At 71.6% G+C, this 15,966-nt stretch carries 12 protein-coding genes; 5 read left to right on the top strand and 7 right to left on the bottom strand.

Translation table 11 applies throughout. The features are described 5' to 3' along the window. The first annotated feature begins 9 nt into the window (after positions 1 to 9). Positions 10 to 2,142, top strand: a complete 2,133-nt coding sequence (locus MUY14_RS10855) for a hypothetical protein (protein WP_247022826.1) — start codon at positions 10 to 12, stop codon at positions 2,140 to 2,142. 6 nt (positions 2,143 to 2,148) lie between these two features. Here the strand turns inward: MUY14_RS10855 and MUY14_RS10850 are convergent, their stop codons facing one another. After that, positions 2,149 to 3,108, bottom strand: coding sequence for a glycine betaine ABC transporter substrate-binding protein (locus MUY14_RS10850; protein WP_247022825.1), 960 nt, complete (start codon positions 3,106 to 3,108; stop codon positions 2,149 to 2,151). A gap of 8 nt (positions 3,109 to 3,116) precedes the next feature. After that, entirely contained in the window at positions 3,117 to 5,462 is a 2,346-nt protein-coding gene (locus MUY14_RS47105; RefSeq protein WP_315863269.1) for an ABC transporter permease subunit, read from the bottom strand. A 321-nt stretch (positions 5,463 to 5,783) separates the two neighbouring features. Between MUY14_RS47105 and MUY14_RS10830 the strand changes: the two genes are divergently transcribed. Next, a complete protein-coding gene (locus MUY14_RS10830) occupies positions 5,784 to 6,218 on the top strand; it encodes a hypothetical protein (protein WP_247022824.1) in 435 nt (144 codons plus the stop codon). 1 nt (position 6,219) lies between these two features. On the opposite strand, the gene MUY14_RS10825 is transcribed toward MUY14_RS10830, so the two are convergent. Both MUY14_RS10825 and MUY14_RS10820 read right to left on the bottom strand, forming a co-directional pair. Next, entirely contained in the window at positions 6,220 to 7,638 is a 1,419-nt protein-coding gene (locus MUY14_RS10825) for a metallophosphoesterase family protein (RefSeq protein WP_247022823.1), read from the bottom strand. Positions 7,639 to 7,652: 14 nt separating this feature from the next. Next, entirely contained in the window at positions 7,653 to 9,224 is a 1,572-nt protein-coding gene (locus MUY14_RS10820) for a metallophosphoesterase family protein (RefSeq protein ID WP_247022822.1), read from the bottom strand. A 159-nt stretch (positions 9,225 to 9,383) separates the two neighbouring features. Here MUY14_RS10820 and MUY14_RS10815 point away from each other — a divergent pair, with 159 nt between their 5' ends. After that, positions 9,384 to 10,376 (top strand): hypothetical protein, encoded by a 993-nt coding sequence (locus MUY14_RS10815; RefSeq protein WP_247022821.1) that lies wholly within the window; start codon positions 9,384 to 9,386, stop codon positions 10,374 to 10,376. 404 nt (positions 10,377 to 10,780) lie between these two features. On the opposite strand, the gene MUY14_RS10810 is transcribed toward MUY14_RS10815, so the two are convergent. Then, positions 10,781 to 12,277, bottom strand: coding sequence for an alpha/beta hydrolase (locus tag MUY14_RS10810; protein ID WP_247022820.1), 1,497 nt, complete (start codon positions 12,275 to 12,277; stop codon positions 10,781 to 10,783). 107 nt (positions 12,278 to 12,384) lie between these two features. Between MUY14_RS10810 and MUY14_RS10805 the strand changes: the two genes are divergently transcribed. Then, the gene (locus MUY14_RS10805) at positions 12,385 to 13,518 is read left to right on the top strand and encodes a sensor histidine kinase (protein WP_247022819.1); all 1,134 of its coding nucleotides are present in this window, start codon (positions 12,385 to 12,387) and stop codon (positions 13,516 to 13,518) included. After that, positions 13,515 to 14,120, top strand: a complete 606-nt coding sequence (locus MUY14_RS10800; RefSeq protein WP_247022818.1) for a DNA-binding response regulator — start codon at positions 13,515 to 13,517, stop codon at positions 14,118 to 14,120. Before MUY14_RS10805 ends, MUY14_RS10800 begins: the two co-directional genes overlap by 4 nt. Positions 14,121 to 14,533: 413 nt before the next feature. Here MUY14_RS10800 and MUY14_RS10795 read toward each other — a convergent pair whose 3' ends face one another. Then, positions 14,534 to 15,061, bottom strand: a complete 528-nt coding sequence (locus tag MUY14_RS10795) for a hypothetical protein (protein WP_247022817.1) — start codon at positions 15,059 to 15,061, stop codon at positions 14,534 to 14,536. 114 nt (positions 15,062 to 15,175) lie between these two features. Then, the gene (locus tag MUY14_RS10790) at positions 15,176 to 15,940 is read right to left on the bottom strand and encodes a hypothetical protein (RefSeq protein WP_247022816.1); all 765 of its coding nucleotides are present in this window, start codon (positions 15,938 to 15,940) and stop codon (positions 15,176 to 15,178) included. Positions 15,941 to 15,966 lie beyond the last annotated feature (26 nt).

Below are 15,966 nucleotides of genomic sequence, written 5' to 3'. Positions count from 1 at the left end.
TGCCGATGTGTGACGGACGGGGCGCGCGGGGAAATCGAAGAACTCGAAGCAATCGTCCGATCGGCGGAGCGGACGCCGAGCCGGACGGAACACCCGCCGCCCGACGCGCGGGCGTTCCTGGAAGAGCTCGCTCACCGTTGCCGTGACGGGGAAATCGGCCCGGAACCCGTCGACACCAGCACGGGCCTCTTCCGCACCGAGAACGGGCGATCGCGGTTCGCGCGGCCGGACGTCCGGGACTACCTGGCCGCGCACCACGTGGTCCGCCGCCACCCGCGTGGTCCCCGGCTGGCGGCGCCGGCGACGTGGAAGTACTTCGTCCCCCGGAAGAACTGGCCGTGGCCCGACGCCGGGGTGCAGGCCTTCCTGGCCGCGCTCTGGTGGCAGCCCGCGAAACCCGCGGTCGAACGGCGGCTCGGGAACCTCCTGCACAAGCGGCACCGCGAGCCCAACGTCCGGTTCGTCGTCGACCTGCTCCGCCGGAATCTGGTGCCGGACAGTGATCTTCGCCGGCGGACGATCGACGTCCTGCGCGACGCGATCCGTGACGACGAGCTGGACGACGACCGGTGGGCGGCATCGGTCGAGCAGCTCCAGCTGATCGATCCGGCCGTGGCCGCGGACGAACTCGACGCGATGATCACCTTCGCCGTGCCGACCGCCAGTGCACTTCGCCGGTACCACGCCGTCGTCGCGCTGATCGACTACGACCGGGCGCGGGGAATGAAGGCGCTGAAGATCCTGGCACGGAATCCGACCGGCACCGCTCAAGACCGCTTCGACACGGCGATCCTCATCGGCGAACTCGACGAGGCCGCGGGCGTGGTGGCCATGCAGCAGCTGGCGGGCACCGAAGGCATGGGCGATCTGCGCGTGGACGCCGCGATCGTCCTCCACCGCCCCGATCTGCTGAGCGAGCTCGTCACGGGTGGAGGCGACCTGTCCGACGACGCACGCTTGCGAGCGCTCGGGGAACTCCTGCCGGTGGAACCCGGAACCGCGATCACGGCCGCCGAACGGTTCGCGGAGACCGCGGCGGACGAAGAGACTCCGCTGCGGATCGCCGAGCTGGTCCGGCCGTTCGACGGCCCGGCGGCGCTGCGGATGGCGACCAGGACCGCCGAGCGGGAAGACAAGCGAGCCGACAGTGAAGTGCGGTACCGGGCGGTGCTCCTGATCGGCGGGATCGACCCGGCGCAGGCCGTTCCCGCGTTGCGCCGGCTGTCCGAAAGCGACGCCGCGACCTTCCGGGTCCGGCTCCGGGCCGCCACGGGCATCGTGACCGAGCACCGCGGGCCGATCGACGCGGTCGTCGCGCTGGCGAACGCTCCGCGCCTGGCGTGGGCGGACCGGGCCGAGGCCGCCGAGACGCTCGAAGAAACCGATCCCGAGACCAGTGCGCGGTTGCTGGTGACCATCTCGAAGTCGGGGCCGCCCGACGCCGGCCGGCTCACCCTCCTGCGACAGGCCCACCGGATCGACTCACGGCAGGCCGTCGGCGCGATCACGGAGCTGATCAAGGACAAGCACGTCGCCGGGCCGACCCGGGTGCGCGCAGTCGAACTCGTGGCCACGACGCTGGGCACCGCCGTCGTCATCGGGCTGTACGCCGAGATCGTCGCCACCGCCGATGGCGAGAGCGCCAAGACCGCCGCGAAGAAGGTCATCGCCATGGGCCACCCCGACGGCCCGCGGCTGATGGGGAAGGTGGCCGACCGGACGGACGAGAAGCCCGAGTTCCGGCTCGACGCGGCACGCGAAGCAGGTCCGCACGGCAGGAACACGTTGCTGAGCCTGGCGCAGAAGGGACGTCCCGACTCCCTGCGGCTCAACGCGGCCAAGGCGCTGTACAAGATCGACCGGTCCAGTGGGCGGAAGGCCTTGGAGCAGCTGGTCAAGCGGGCGACGCCGGGCCGGGTCCGGATCGACGCGGCGAAATGCCTCCCCGGATCCGCGGTGGTGGGCGCGCTCGCCACCATCGCCGAGGACCGCCGCGAGCGGGCGCCCGTCCGGCTGGACGCCGCCGAACAGGCCTGGGACATCGATCCGAAACGTGGCCGGCTCCTGGTAGAAGCACTGGCGACCGACCCGTCGATCCCGGCCAGCCTCCGGGAACGGGCCCAGAACCACCTCCGGCGGTGACCGGCCTCAGCTGATGAAGCCCGCCGACTTCAGCCAGTCGCGGGCCACCTCCGCCGGCTTCTGGCCGTCCACGCTCACCTTCTTGTTCAGCTCCGTCAACGTCGCCGTGTCCAGCTTCGCCGCGATCGGCGTGAAGACCTGCTCGAGCTGCGGGTACTTCTGCGCCACCCCCGACGCGATCGAGATGGCCGGGTTGTACGTCGGGAAGAAGTGCTTGTCGTCCTCCAGCACGACCAGCTTCTGCCCCGCCACGCGGCCGTCCGTCGAGGCCACCTCGCCGAAGCCGCACGTGTCGCCCTTGCCGACCGTCGGATAGATCACCGCGTCGTTGAGCAGGTGCTCCTGCGGGGCCGGCAGGTCGAAGCCGTACGTCTTCTCCAGGCCCGGGAAGCCGTCGTCGCGGCTCTTGAACTCCGGGCCGATGCACGTCGAGGCCGCGGCGGGGTCGCGCTTCACCAGTGCCGCGTAGTCCGAGAGCGTCTTGACGCCGGTGCGGGCGATCGCCGCCGGGTTGCCGGCCAGCGCGTAGGTGTCGTTCGCCGGCGAACGCGCCCACCACGTGACCTTGTTCGCGGCGTCGGCCTGCTTGACCGCGTCGTACTGCGCCTGCGCGTCGGCGATCGGCTTGGTCTGCTTGAGGTAGCTGATCCAGGCGGTGCCGGTGTACTCCCAGTACAGGTCGACCGCGCCGCTGGTCAGCGCCTGGCGGACGTTGCTCGAGCCGGTGATGTTCGTCTTGTCCTGCGGGCTCGCCCCCGCCGCCTGCAGCGCGACGACGGCGATCTGGCCCAGCAGCAGCTGTTCGTCGAACTCCTTGGAGCTGACCCGGATCTGCGCGCCGCTCAGCGCGTCGATCTTCTTGATCGACCCCTGACCCACTTGGGGGCCGGACTCGTCCTTGCCGATCGTGCAGCCGGCGGCCAGCACCACGACGAGTGCGGAAACGGCGGCGAGCGTGCGTCGCATGGGTCCTCCTAGGGTTGCATTCCGCGCGGGTGCAGGACTTCCTCGGCGAGCAGGCCCAGCCAGTCGGCGAAGAGCGCCAGCGCGGCGACGACGATGCCGAAGGTCAGGCTCAGCATCGGGCGGTACAGCCCGATCCCGGCGACGAGCCCGCCGCCGAGACCGCCGCCGTCGATGAACGTCGCCAGCGTCGCGCTCGCGACGGTGAGCACCAGCGCCGTCCGGATCCCGGCGAGGATCACCGGGACCGCCAGCGGGAGTTCGATCCGCCACAGGATCGCCGTCCTCGTCATGCCCATGCCGCGCGCGGCGTCCACGAGCGTCGGGTCGACGCCGTCCAGCCCGACGATCGTGTTGCGCAGCACCGGCAACGTCGCGTAGACGACCAGCGCCGTCACCGCCGTCGTGGTGCCCGTGCCGATCCACAGCGCGAGCAGGACGACGAGCCCGATCGACGGGATCGCCTGGCCGAGGTTGCCCAGGCCCAGCCCGATCGGCCGGGCCCAGCGCGCGCCCGCGCGGGTGAGCAGGATGCCCAGCGGCAGCGCGATGGCGATGGTGCACACCGTCGAGATCAGCGTCAACCGCAGGTGCGCGCCGAGTTCGGCGAAGATCTCGCCCGGGTTGAGGTAGCGCTGTTCGATCGAGTCGATCGGGTGCGCGCGCACGATCAGGAACAACGCCAGCAGCGCGAGGGCGAGCAGGACCGGGCGCACGAGCAGCCCCAGCCGGCGGCGCCGCCGCTTCTCCGGCGCCGCGGTCTTCTCCGGCGTCTCGACCACCGCGGGAGGCGGCGGTCCGACGGCCGGCTCGAGCGCCGCGACCAGGCGGGCGACGTCGCAGACACCGCCGTTCCCGGTCAGCGAGACCGCGGTGCTGCCGGTGCGGACCATCGTGTCCAGCGCGTCCCGCAGCGTGGCCGTGGCGGGTACGGACGGCAGCCCGTCCGCGGCCGGGCCGAGCGGCACGTCGGCCACCGGGATCAGCGCGAGCCGCTTGAGGTTCCGCTTCGAGCCGACGAAGGCCGACACGTAGTCGTCGGCCGGCGCGGCCAGGATCGCCTGGGGCGTGTCGTACTGCGCGAGCACCGACCGCGGCCGCAGCACCGCGATCCGGTCGCCGAGCTTGAGGGCCTCGTCGAAGTCGTGCGTGACGAACACGATCGTCTTGCGCACCTGCCGCTGCAGGCGCAGGAGCTCGTCCTGCAGCCGGGCACGGGTGATCGGGTCGGTGGAGCCGAACGGCTCGTCCATCAGCAGCACCGGCGGGTCCGCGGCCATCGCCCGCGCCACGCCGACGCGCTGCTGCTGGCCGCCGGAGAGCTCACGCGGGTAGCGGAGGCCGTGCTCGGCGGTCAGCCCGACGACGTCGAGCAGCTCGCGCACGCGCCCGGCGATGCGCCGCCGGGTCCAGCCGAGCACCCGCGGCACCACGCCGATGTTGGCGTCGACCCGCAGGTGCGGAAAGAGCCCGACCTGCTGGATGACGTACCCGGTGTGGCGCCGGTGCTCGTCGAGGTCGAGCGCCGAGACGTCGGTGCCGCCGATCGTGACGACCCCCGAGGTGGGCTCGACCAGCCGGTTGATCATCCGCATGGTCGTCGTCTTGCCGCAGCCCGACGGGCCGGTGAGCACGACGATCTCGCCCGCCGGGATCCGCATCGAGAGGCCGTCGACCGCGGGAACCGCGCGGCCCGGGTAGAGCTTGCTGACCTCGCGCAGTTCGATCGTCTCGCCGCCGGTGCCGGTCGGCTCCCCCGGCGCCGCTTCGAGGCGGGCGCGCGGGCGCCGCCACGCCGTCAGCTTGCCGACGAGCACGAACGCCAGGTCGAACAGCAGCGCCAGCACCATGATCCCGACCGTCCCGGTCAGCACCTGGTTGAGGGAGTTGACCGAGCCGAACCGGCCGAGGCCGTCGAAGATCTCGTTGCCGAGGCCGGGCCCCTTGACGTAGGCGCCGATGGCCGCGATCCCGATCGTGATCTGCGTCGACACCCGGATGCCGGACAGGATCACCGGCCAGGCCAGCGGCAGCCGCACCCGCCACAGCACCCGCACGCGGCCGAGCCCCATCCCGTGGGCAGCGTCGACGACGGCCGGGTCGACCCCGCGCAGCCCGACGATCGTGTTGCGCGTGATCGGCAGCAGCGCGTAGAGCACCAGCGCGAAAAGGACGTTGGTCAGCCCGAGTCCGAACGGGCCGATCAGGATGCCCAGCAGCGCGATCGAGGGGATGGTCAGGAAGGCGGCGGTGGTCGTGGTCGCGAGGGAGCCGAGCCAGCGCCGCCGGTAGGTCAGCACGCCGAGACCGGTGCCGATCACCACGGCCAGCGCGACCGCGGCGAGGGTGAGGTCCACGTGCAGGATGGCGTCGTTGACGACGTCGATCCAGTTCTCGCGGAGGTACTCCCACCAGCTCAGGGCTGTGCTCCTCGACGTCGCGGGCGGCGGTCCACCGGCCGCGTCCGGAGTGCGGCCGGGCTCCAGCCCAACACGCCGACGGTGCTCCTGTCCACCGCCGGGTACCCCTATCCGTCGCTTCCGCCACGCCGCGGCTCGATCTTCGACGGGGATACGGCGCGCCAACCAGGTCCGACCGCGGGTATCGGCCGAAAGGACGAGGTCCGCTGTCCCTTCGGCCGAGGTGACCGGCCGGGGCGCTCCCCTAGCTTGACGACCATGGAGTTCACCGCGAAGCGCGTCGGGGTCGCCGTGGTCGCCGCCGGGGCCGCGGCGGTCGCCATCGGGGCGACCGTGATGGCCGCCGCCGATCCCGTCGCGCCCGAGGTCGTCAGCGCGACGCCGGCCGACGCCGGGCACGAGAACGAGGGCAAGTACACCGCCGGGGACTACGTGCTGAACGTGCACGAACTCGACGACGACGGCCAGGGCACGGGCACCGCCATCGGGCCGCGCACGACGTCCTACTCGAAGACGGTGCACGGCACCGGGTCCTGGACGCCGACCGTCGTCAAGTTCTCGGCCGGCCGGGACGGCGACGGGCCGATCGTGTTCAGCTACCCCGTTCCCGCGCCGGGCCGGACCGTCGACTGCGTCGCGTCCGGCACCGAAGCGGCACCCCAGGTGCGGTGCGAGACCAAGCCCGCCCGGTAGGTCACCCGCGCCGCAGCACCACTTCGTCGATCTTGTCGCCGGCTTCGCCGAGCGCGCGCACCGTCAGCTGCCCCGGCGTGACGTCCACCGCCACCAGCCCGTAGCCGCGGTAGCGGACCCGTGACCACGTCACCAACGCGACCGTCGGGGTCGTGCTGCCCTTCTTGTACGACTTCATCGTGGCCGCGGAGTCGTTCTCGTGCCCCAGGTAGCTCTCGGGCGCCTTCCGGTAGAACGCGTCCAGGGCCTGCCCGCCGCCCCCGGCCGTGACGTAGGTGGTGCCGTCGGTCTTCGGGTTCACCACGCCGGTCTTCTTGGTCCCCTTCCCCGCCTTGATGGGGTCGGTGCGCTCGTAGAGCCGGTTGTGCGCGGTGAGCACCAGGTCGACGCCGTGCTTGTCGAACAGCGGCGCCCACTTCTCCTGCGCGCCGCGCTCGGCGCCGTAGCGGTCGCCCGTGCTGTACACGGAGTGGTTGCAATAGACCACGACGAACTCGACGGCCGGGTCGGCGCGGAACTTCCCGAGCTGCGCGTCCAGCCACTTCAGCTGTTTGCCGGCGGTGTAGTCGAGCTTGGCCGGGAAGCGGTAGCAGACATCACCGGCGTCGAGGCTCAGGAACCCGACGTTGTGGTAGCGCCACGAATAGATCCCGGTGGACCCGCTCCACGCGTTGTCCGGCATGGCGAACCGGGCCCGCATGCCCCCGTTTCCGTTGCTGTCGTGGAACTTCTCGTACTCACGGTGGCCGGGCGTGACCAGCCACGGGATCCCGGACGCCACCGGGTCGTTCTGCGCGAAGAAGGAGTCCCACTTCCGCGCGTCGTACTCGAAGTCCTCCGAGGCGGGCTTGTCCCCGGGCTCGTGCATCGCATAGCTCAGGCCGCCCAGTGCCAGGTGGAACGCCGGGGCGAGGTCCGCGACCCGGCTGTTCGACGCGATCGCGTTGTAGCCGACCCCCTGCTCGCCCGCCGCGGTGAAGGTGAACGCGCCGGAAGTGCCCGCCGTGCGGAAGCTCGCGACCTCCCCGAGCCGGTCCGCGGCGACGGGGTCGTAACCCGCGTGCCCGAGCACGTAGTGGTACGTCGTGCCCGGCGCCAGCCCGGTCAGCTTCGCGTGCAGGTAGTACTGCGTGGAGGTGGCCGGCGCGTGCGGCGGGAAGTCGTGCTCCTCCGGCTGCTGCCAGGACAGCTTGCTCTCCAGCGGGCGCGCTTCGGCGGCGATCGGCGCCCCCAGCGTCGTCGGCGAAGTGCCGACGCGGACGTAGGACCCGGTCACCTTGCCGGGCACCTGCCACGACACGGTGACCTGCGTGGCCGGGTCCGCGCCGAACGCCAGGTGCCTGCCGAACGGGCGCAGTGTGGCCCCGGCGGCCGGGGCGGCGGCCCGGAACAGCGCGCGCCGGGAAAGGTTCGTGGTCATCGCGTGTCCTCCGGTCAGCCGCGGCGGATGGTCAGGTCGTCGACGAGGACGTTGTCTTCGGTCAGCGCCCGCACCTTCAGCCGGCCGGGTTTCCCGCCGGCGGCCGGCGTGACGTCGACGTGCACCAGGCTGTAGCCGCGGAAGCGCACCCGCGACCAGGTCACCTTCTTCCGGTGCCCGCCACCGTCTTCGTCGTCCCACCGCATGGTGACCGTCGCGTCGTGGACGTGCCCGAGGTAGGAATCGCCCGCTGCCTCGTCGATCCAGTCGTTGATGCTCTCGCCGCCACCGCCCGCGGTGATGTAGGTGACCCCGTCGGTCTTCGAGTTCACCGTGCCGCCGGGCGCGACCTGCTTGGTGCCCTGGCCCGCCTTGATCGGGTCGGTGCGCTCGTAGAGGTGGTTGTGCCCGTTGAGCACCAGGTCGACCTGGTACTGGTCGAAGAGCGGGGCCCACTTCTGCTGCGCGCCGAGCTCGGCGCCGTTCGCGTCCGAAGTGGAATAGGTGCACTGGTGGCAGTAGACGACGATGAACTCGATCGTCGGGTCGTCGCGGAACTTCGCGAGCCGGCTCTTCAGCCAGGCCGTCTGCCTGCCCTCAGTGTAGTCCAGGTTGGACTGGCTGTTGTAGCAGATGTCGTTGCCGTCCAGGCTGATCAGGCCGACGTTCTGGTAGCGCCAGGAGTAGATGCACGTCGAGCCGTCCCACGCGTTGTCCGGCATGGCGAACCGGGCGCGCATGCCGCCGTAGCCGTGGTCGTCGTACCAGCCCTCCATCTCGTGGTTGCCGATGGCGACCATCCACGGGATCCCGGCCGCGACGGGTTCGTTCTGCGCGAAGAACGAGTCCCACTTTCGGGCGTCGTACTCGTCTTCGTCCGGGTGCCCGCCTTCGCCGTTGAGCGCGTAGCTCATGTCCCCCATGGCGAGGTGGAACCGCGGGCCCAGGTCGGCGATGAGGCTGTTGGTGGCCAACGCGTTGTAGCCGACGCCCTGGTCGCCGAACGCCGTGAAGGAGAAGCCCTCGGTGCGGCCCGCCGCCGGCGCGGTGCGGAAGGTGCCGGCCTCGCCGGTCCGGCCGCTGGTGGCCGGGTCGTAGCCCTGGTGGCCGAGCACGTAGTAGTACGTCGTGTTCGGCACCAGGTTGTCCAGCTTGACGTGCTGGTAGTACTGCGTGATCGCGGACGGGCTGTGCGGTGAGAAGGTGTGCGTCGCGGTCTGCCACGACAAGTCGCTCTTCAGCGCGCGCACCTCGGCGGGCACGGTCGCGCCGTAATCCCCTTCGGACGTACCGATCCGGAGGTACGGCGCGGTCACCTGGGCCGGTGTCTGCCACGAGACGACGACTTGCCGCGAGGCGTCGGCACCGTAGGCGAGGTGCCGGCCGAAGGGCCGCAGCGTCGAGCCCGGCACGGTTTCCGCGCGCAGCAGCACGGCCGGTCCGGCCGGGGCGGCCTCGGCGGTTCCCGGCAGCAGGAGGCGCCCCGCGGCCAGCGCGGCACCGCCGGCCGCGGCACCGCGGAACACACTGCGCCGCGTGTACTTCCGGACGTTGTGGTCGTACCACTCGGCGAGCCGCAGTTCCATGCCCTCAAGTTAAGAAACTTTCCTAACTACGTCAAGAGCACGACCGGACACCGACGGTTGCCCCTAGTCGATCAAGTCGGTACAGTCCGGTCCGTCAAGAGGTTTCCTTGGCAACGCCGCGTTGTTTCGCCCGAGCCCCCATGGCCTTTAGGAGCACACGTGCGCACATTCCGCCGGTTCACGGCACCCGCAATCCTCCTCGCGGCGGTACTAGCCGCCCCGGCCGGCACCGCCCACGCCGCCACCGCGAAGTGGCCGGGCGACCCGGCCGTCGCGGTCGCCGACGCCGCCGGCGTCTTCGGCGAAAACCTCAGCGGGCTCTCGTTCGCGGGCGCCGACGTGCTGTGGGCGGTCAAGAACGGCCCGGGCACGCTGTACCGGCTCGTCCGCACCGGCACCACCTGGGGCCCGGACCCCGCGAACGGCTGGTCGTCCGGGAAAGCCCTGCACTACCGCGGCGGCAGCGGCGACCCGGACGCCGAGGGCGTGGTGGCCACCCCCGACGGCGTCTTCGCCGCGACCGAGCGCGACAACGACGGCGACGGCAGCCTGCTCAAGGTGCTGCGGTACGACACGACGTCCTCGGCGAAGTCCCTGAACGCGACCGCCGAGTGGGACCTCACCGACGACCTGCCCGCCGTCGACGACAACGGCGGCTTCGAGGGCATCACCTGGATCCCGGACTCCTTCCTGACCGCGGGCGGCTTCCGCGACGACCACACGAAAGCCGCGTACAACCCGGCCACCTACGCCGGGCACGGCACCGGCCTCTACTTCGTCGGGCTCGAGGACGAAGGCAAGATCTACGCCTACGCGCTCGACCAGGCCGGCGGCGGGTTCACCAAGGTGGCGACCATCGCGTCCGGGTTCCCGAAGGTGATGGAGCTGGAGTTCGAGCCGGCGACCGGCAGCCTCTGGTCGGTCTGCGACGACACCTGCTCCGGCAAGACAGCGACGCTGAAGCTGGTCAACGGCAAGTTCACCGTCTCGGCCACCTACGCGCGGCCGTCGAAGATGCCGAACTACAACAACGAGGGCTTCGCGATCGCCCCGGGTTCGACGTGCGCGTCCGGCCGCAAGGCGGTGGTGTGGGCCGACGACGGCAACGACGGCGACCACGCCCTGCGGACCGGCACGCTCCCCTGCGCCTAGCCGAGTAATGCGCGCTTGCGGTTGCGGTAGGACGAACGAATCAGCCGGATCCCGCGCTCGGTGGGGTTCGTGGTCGCAGATCGCCATGGGCACCTGCCGCTCGTCGACCGTCGGGCCGGCCGGCGCCCAGGCGATCGGCAGTTCCGGCCGGGGTGCAGACCAGGTGCAGCCGCAGTCCCCAGAACCAGCGCCAGTGTGAGCGGCAGAAGCCCTACTTGGCCCAGCCGGCCAGCTCCGAACGCTTGACCGTGGGCCGGGACCGGCCGCACTCCACAGGTCGGTGTCGGCCGCCGGCCAGCGCGTGACGCGCTTGATCGGTGGCAGTGCGGCACGCAGGCGGCGGTTGTAGCCGGATTGGCCGGGCAGGAACCGTAGCCGGCGGGCCTCCCTTCGTCCGCCGCCGGTCACCACCCAGACTTACGCATTACTCGTGGCGGGCCGTGTAGCCGACTTCGATACAGACCCTGGTCCGCGGCGCAGAAGGTGTCGTGACCCGCGCGGCGGCCCGTGACCAGGTAATCGGTCACCGAGTCGTTGCCGCACTTGTTCGTCGCGAAGACGTACACGCCGTGCCCGCCCTGGTCGACGGTCACCAGCCGGGCGCGGTCGCCGAACGCGGACCGCAGGCGCAGCGCGCCGGGCAGCGGCGTCGCCGGGTCGCGGAGGTTCTGCATCATGAGGACGTCCGCCGGGCCCCGGTCGCCGATCCGCACTCGCGGCTCGCTCGGGGCCGGCCAGAACGCGCACGGCCGGATGTTGGCCGCGAACGCGCCGTACATCGGGTAGCGGATCCCGTCGACGGCGACGGTGCGCTGGTAAGTGCGAACCGAACCCGGCCACTTCGAGTCACCGCAGACGACGCCGAGGTAGCCCGCGGCGAAATTGTCGGTCGTCTCGGCGGCCGCGGCGGCCGGTTTCGCCAGCTGGTTCGTGTCGAGGTCGTGCCAGAGCTCGGCCAGGCCGGGCAGGAGGGCTTCCGAACGCAGGTAGAACGCTGTCACCGTGCGGAACGTGGTGCCGTCGATCCCCTGCACCGGCGACTTGTCCAGGCGCCCGGCGAGCTCGAAGAACTTCGCGGTCACCGCCGCGGGCGTCGCGCCCAGGCCGTACTTCGCCGGCTCGGCCGCGGCGACCTTCGCGAAGTCGGGGAACCGCGTCTGGAAGCCGAGGGCCTGGCTGCGCAGCGCGTCGACGTCGTAGCCGTCGGGACCGAGGCTGCTGTCGAGCACGATCCGGTCGCCGCGGTCCGGGAACAGCGTCGCGTACACCGCGCCGAGGTAGGTGCCGTACGAAGCGCCGTAGTAGGAGATCTTCGGCTCCCCCAGCGCGGCCCGGATCCGGTCCACATCCCGCGCGGTGTTCGCCGTGGTGATGTGCGGCAGGAGGCCGCCGGTCGCGGAACCGGCGCACTGCCGGGCCACGGTTTCGGCGGTTCCGGCCGCCGTGACGACGTCGGCGGCGGTGCGCGGAGTGGGCGGGTTCAGCGCGGTCCCCCGCTGCTCGGGCGTGAGGTCGCAGGTCAGCGGCGTGCTGTGGCCGATGCCGCGCGGGTCGAAGCCGATCAGGTCGTAGCTGTCGCGCACCGCCTGCGGCAGGCCGCCCTTGACGAGCGTGGCCGCGAAGTCCAGGCCGGTCAGCCCGGGTCCGCCCTGGTTGAGCAGCAGGACGCCGCGGCGTTTCGCCGGGTCGGCGCTCGCCAGCTTCGAGACGGCGACGCTGATCGTGGGCCCGTCCGGGTGGCGGTAGTCCAGCGGCACGTCGAGCGTCGAGCACCGCAGCCCGGGCGCGGTCACGTCGGCCGGGCACGCGCCCCACGTCAAAGCGGCTCTCGGCGCCGCGACGGCCGGCGCTCCCGCCGTCACGGCCACCGCGACCAGCGCCGCCGGTAAGAACTTTCGCATCGGAACTCCTCGTCGCATCGGCACAAGATCACGACACCACGCCTCGCCGAGCCCACCCCGTGCCATTTGTCATGGGCGATTTCTCCCGGATCGGTAAGGTGACCGGGGTGGGTGGACGTGATCAAGACCGGTTCCCGGCGCGCCGGTGGCCGGACTGGAGTTTCCGGCGGACCCGCCGCCAGCGGGTCACCACGATCGCGGTCAACGCCGCCGCCGTCCTCGGCCTGACCGCCCAGGTCGCCGAAATCGGCCACGGCAACCACGGCGGGGTGCGCAGCGGCATCGCCTTCGCCGCGCTCGGCTGCTACGCCGCCGGCTACCTGTACGTCTTGTGGTCCGGACCGTCGGCGCCGCGCCGGCGGCGAGGCACGCTCGTGGCCGCGGTGTTCGCGCTCGGCGCCGTCCCGGCCGTCGTCCTGGGCTCACCCGACTACCTGACCGAGCTGACCTACGCCGTGGCGCTCGGGCTGATGCTGCTGCCGCTGCGCTGGTCGCTGCCGCTCGGCTTCGCGACGGTGGCCGGGCAGATCACGTGGATGGCGCTGGGGACCGGGCACGTGACCTGGTCGCGGCCGATCACCCTCGCCGGGGTCACGATCGCGCTGGGCACGGTGTTCGCGCTGATCTTCACCATCGGGCACCTGCAGGCCGCGCGCGAACAGGTCCGGAACCTGGCCGTGACGCGGGAACGCGAGCGCGTCGCCCGCGACCTGCACGACATCCTGGGGCACAACCTGTCGACGATGAGCCTGAAGCTGGGGCTGGCCCGGCGGATCCTGGAGTCGCCGGGCAGTCCCGAGCCCGCACTCGCCGAGATCCGCGACCTCGAAAACCTGTGCCACCAATCGCTTTCCGACGTGCGGGCCACCGTTTCGGGCTACCGCGAAGTCACGCTGGACACCGAACTCGCCGGCGCGCGGGCGGCCCTGCGTGCGGCGGGTGTGCGGGCCGAGCTGCCGGGCACCGCCGCCGACGTCGACCCGGCGCTGCGGGGCGTGTTCGGGTACGTCGTGCGCGAAGCCGTCACCAACGTGCTGCGCCACTCGGACGCGACGAGGTGCCGGGTCCGGCTCGGGCCGGGGTGGGTGGAGGTCACCGACGACGGGACCGCCACTGCCGACGCGGCACCGGGGCACGGCCTGACCGGGCTCACCGAACGCCTGACCGCGGTGTCGGGCGCGCTCGAACACGGCCGCGGCCCCCGCGGCGGCTTCCGGGTGTACGCCGAGGTGCCGGCGTGATCCGGGTCCTGCTGGCCGACGACCAGGCGCTGGTGCGCGGCGCGCTGGCGGCGATGCTGCGGATGGAGTCCGACCTCGACGTGGTCGCGGAAGTCGGTTCGGGCACGGAGGTGCTGGCGGTGGCACGGCGCACGGCACCGGACATCGCGCTGCTCGACGTCCAGATGCCCGGGCGCGACGGCATCGAGGTGACCGGGCAGCTGCGGCACGCGCTCCCGGCGTGCCGGGTGGTGATCTGCACGACGTTCGGCCGTCCCGGCTACCTCTCCCGCGCGATGACCGCGGGCGCGGCCGGCTTCGTCGTCAAGGATTCGCGGCCGGAGCAGCTGATCAACGCGATCCGGCGCGTCCACGCGGGGCTGCGTTTCGTCGACCCGGCACTGGCCGCCGAGTCCCTCGCCGCGGGCGCCAGCCCCCTGACGGACCGCGAAGCCGACGTCCTCCGAGCCGCGGCGGGCGGCGGCACGGTGGCGGAGATCGCGACGGCGCTGGGCCTGTCCCGCGGCACGGTCCGCAACCACCTCTCCGCGGCGATCGGCAAGACGGAGACACGCACCCGCGTCGAAGCGGCGCGCATCGCGGAAACCAACGGCTGGTTGTAATCCCTGGACCGTTCGGCGCAATTCTCGGTCTCCCGGAACCGGGACCTCCCGCGGGACGTCAGTATGGGGGCTTTCAACGGGGGTGTGCTGATGCCGGAGGGGAATCCGCTGGTCGCGGAGTCGAAGCAGGACCCGGACGGCCCCGGCGCGTTCACCGCCGGCAACGGCGACTACGGCTGGGCCGGCGGCATCGGCATCGCCGAATCCTCCATGGACGCCTTCAACGGCATCAAAGACGGCGACTGGGTCTCCGGCGGCCTCGGCATGCTCTCCCTCGCCGGGGAAATAGCCGGCGCCGCGATCGACCCGTTCGGGTACCTGATGTCCTCAGTCGCGTCGTTCCTGATGGAACACATCCAGCCACTGAAGGACATGCTCGACTCCGTGGCCGGGAACCCGCCCGTCATCCAGTCCTACGCCGACACGTGGGGCAACGTGTCCAAGGCACTCGGTGAACGCAAAACCGATTTCGACAACGCGGTCAAGAACGGCACCACCGGCTGGACCGGCGCGGGAGCCGACGCGTACCGCACGTTCGCCGCGGAGCACAGCGATGCCCTCTCGGGCGCGGCGACAGTGGCCGGGGCGATCAGCACGGTCACGATGATCATGGGCCAGGTGGTGTCGTTCGTCCGCGAGACGGTCCGGCAGCTGATCGCGGACCTGGTCGGCAAGCTGATCGCGTGGGTGATGGAGGAGGTCTTCTCCCTCGGTTTCGGCACCCCGGTGGTGGTCGCGCAGGCGTCGGCGGCGATCGCGAAGTGGGGCAAGAAGATCGGGGAGCTGCTCAAGAAGCTGACCGACACGATCCGGAAAGTCTCGCCGCTGCTGTCGAAGCTGGTGGACATCTTCGAGAAGATCGCGAAGGTGTTCGGGAAGGTCCTGGGCAAGGTCAGCGGGCTGGACGGGTTGAAGGTGAAGGAGGGCGGGTTCGTCCACAAGATCCCCCAGGGTGAGGGCGGGGTCCACACCCGTGCGCATGGCGGCGGGGATTCCCCGGACGGGGGTTCCGGCGGGGACGGTTCGCACTCCGGCGATGGGGACGGGGCTTCGGGTCACGCGGACGGGGATTCGACGAGTTCGGACCCGATGAACACCGACTCCTCACCCGATGCGGGCTCCCGCCGCAGCCGCGACGGATCCAGTTCACCGGACGGGGATGGTGCTCCTTCGCACGCGGGCGATGGCTCGCCGGAGGGCAGCCCCTCGGCGGCGCGGTCGAGTGATGATTCGCCTTCCCGCAGCGGGGATTCGAGCCCGTCGCACGCCGGCGACAGCAGTCCCTCGCCGACGCGTTCTCCTTCCCACGCAGGCGATTCGAGCCCGTCGCCGACCCGTGGCAGCGAGCCCTCGCACGCGGGCGACAGCAGTCCCTCACCCACCCGTGGCAGCGACGGCACGCCCTCCCACGCCAGCGACAACACACCCTCCCGGGTGAGCGACAGCAGCCCTTCGCCCACCCGTGGCAGCGACGGCACGCCCCCGCACGGCGGGGACAACACACCGTCCCGCGGTGGGGATAGCAGCCCATCGCCCACTCGCGGCAGCGACAGCACTCCCTCGCACGCCAGCGACAACACACCCTCCCGAGCAAGCGACAGCAGCCCCTCGCCGACCCGCGGCAGCGACGGCACTCCCTCCCACGCCGCCGACAACGGTCCCTCGCCCACCCGTGGCGGCGACAGCACAGCCAGCCACTCCGGGGGCAGCAGCCCGTCCCTCACCCACACCGGGGCCTCGCCGGGCTCGCACCCCGGGACCGACACACCCAGCAGCGCCGCACCTCCCCGCACCGACGGCACCACCTCCGCCAGCGGCACCGCACCCACCACCCCCCGCACCAGCG

The sequence above is a fragment of the Amycolatopsis sp. FBCC-B4732 genome, assembly GCF_023008405.1.
Taxonomy (GTDB): Bacteria; Actinomycetota; Actinomycetes; order Mycobacteriales; family Pseudonocardiaceae; genus Amycolatopsis; species Amycolatopsis pretoriensis_A.
The sequence above is the reverse complement of the archived record's forward strand: the minus strand, read 5'-3'. Positions and strand labels throughout refer to the sequence as shown.

Bases quoted from the DNA above. Each gene is read 5' to 3' on its own strand.
- MUY14_RS10850 (WP_247022825.1), bottom strand. From the start codon at position 3,108: ATGCGACGCACGCTCGCCGCCGTTTCCGCACTCGTCGTGGTGCTGGCC.
- MUY14_RS10810 (WP_247022820.1), bottom strand. From the start codon at position 12,277: ATGCGAAAGTTCTTACCGGCGGCGCTGGTCGCGGTGGCCGTGACGGCG.
- MUY14_RS10825 (WP_247022823.1), bottom strand. From the start codon at position 7,638: ATGACCACGAACCTTTCCCGGCGCGCGCTGTTCCGGGCCGCCGCCCCG.
- MUY14_RS10830 (WP_247022824.1), top strand. From the start codon at position 5,784: ATGGAGTTCACCGCGAAGCGCGTCGGGGTCGCCGTGGTCGCCGCCGGG.
- MUY14_RS10820 (WP_247022822.1), bottom strand. From the start codon at position 9,224: ATGGAACTGCGGCTCGCCGAGTGGTACGACCACAACGTCCGGAAGTAC.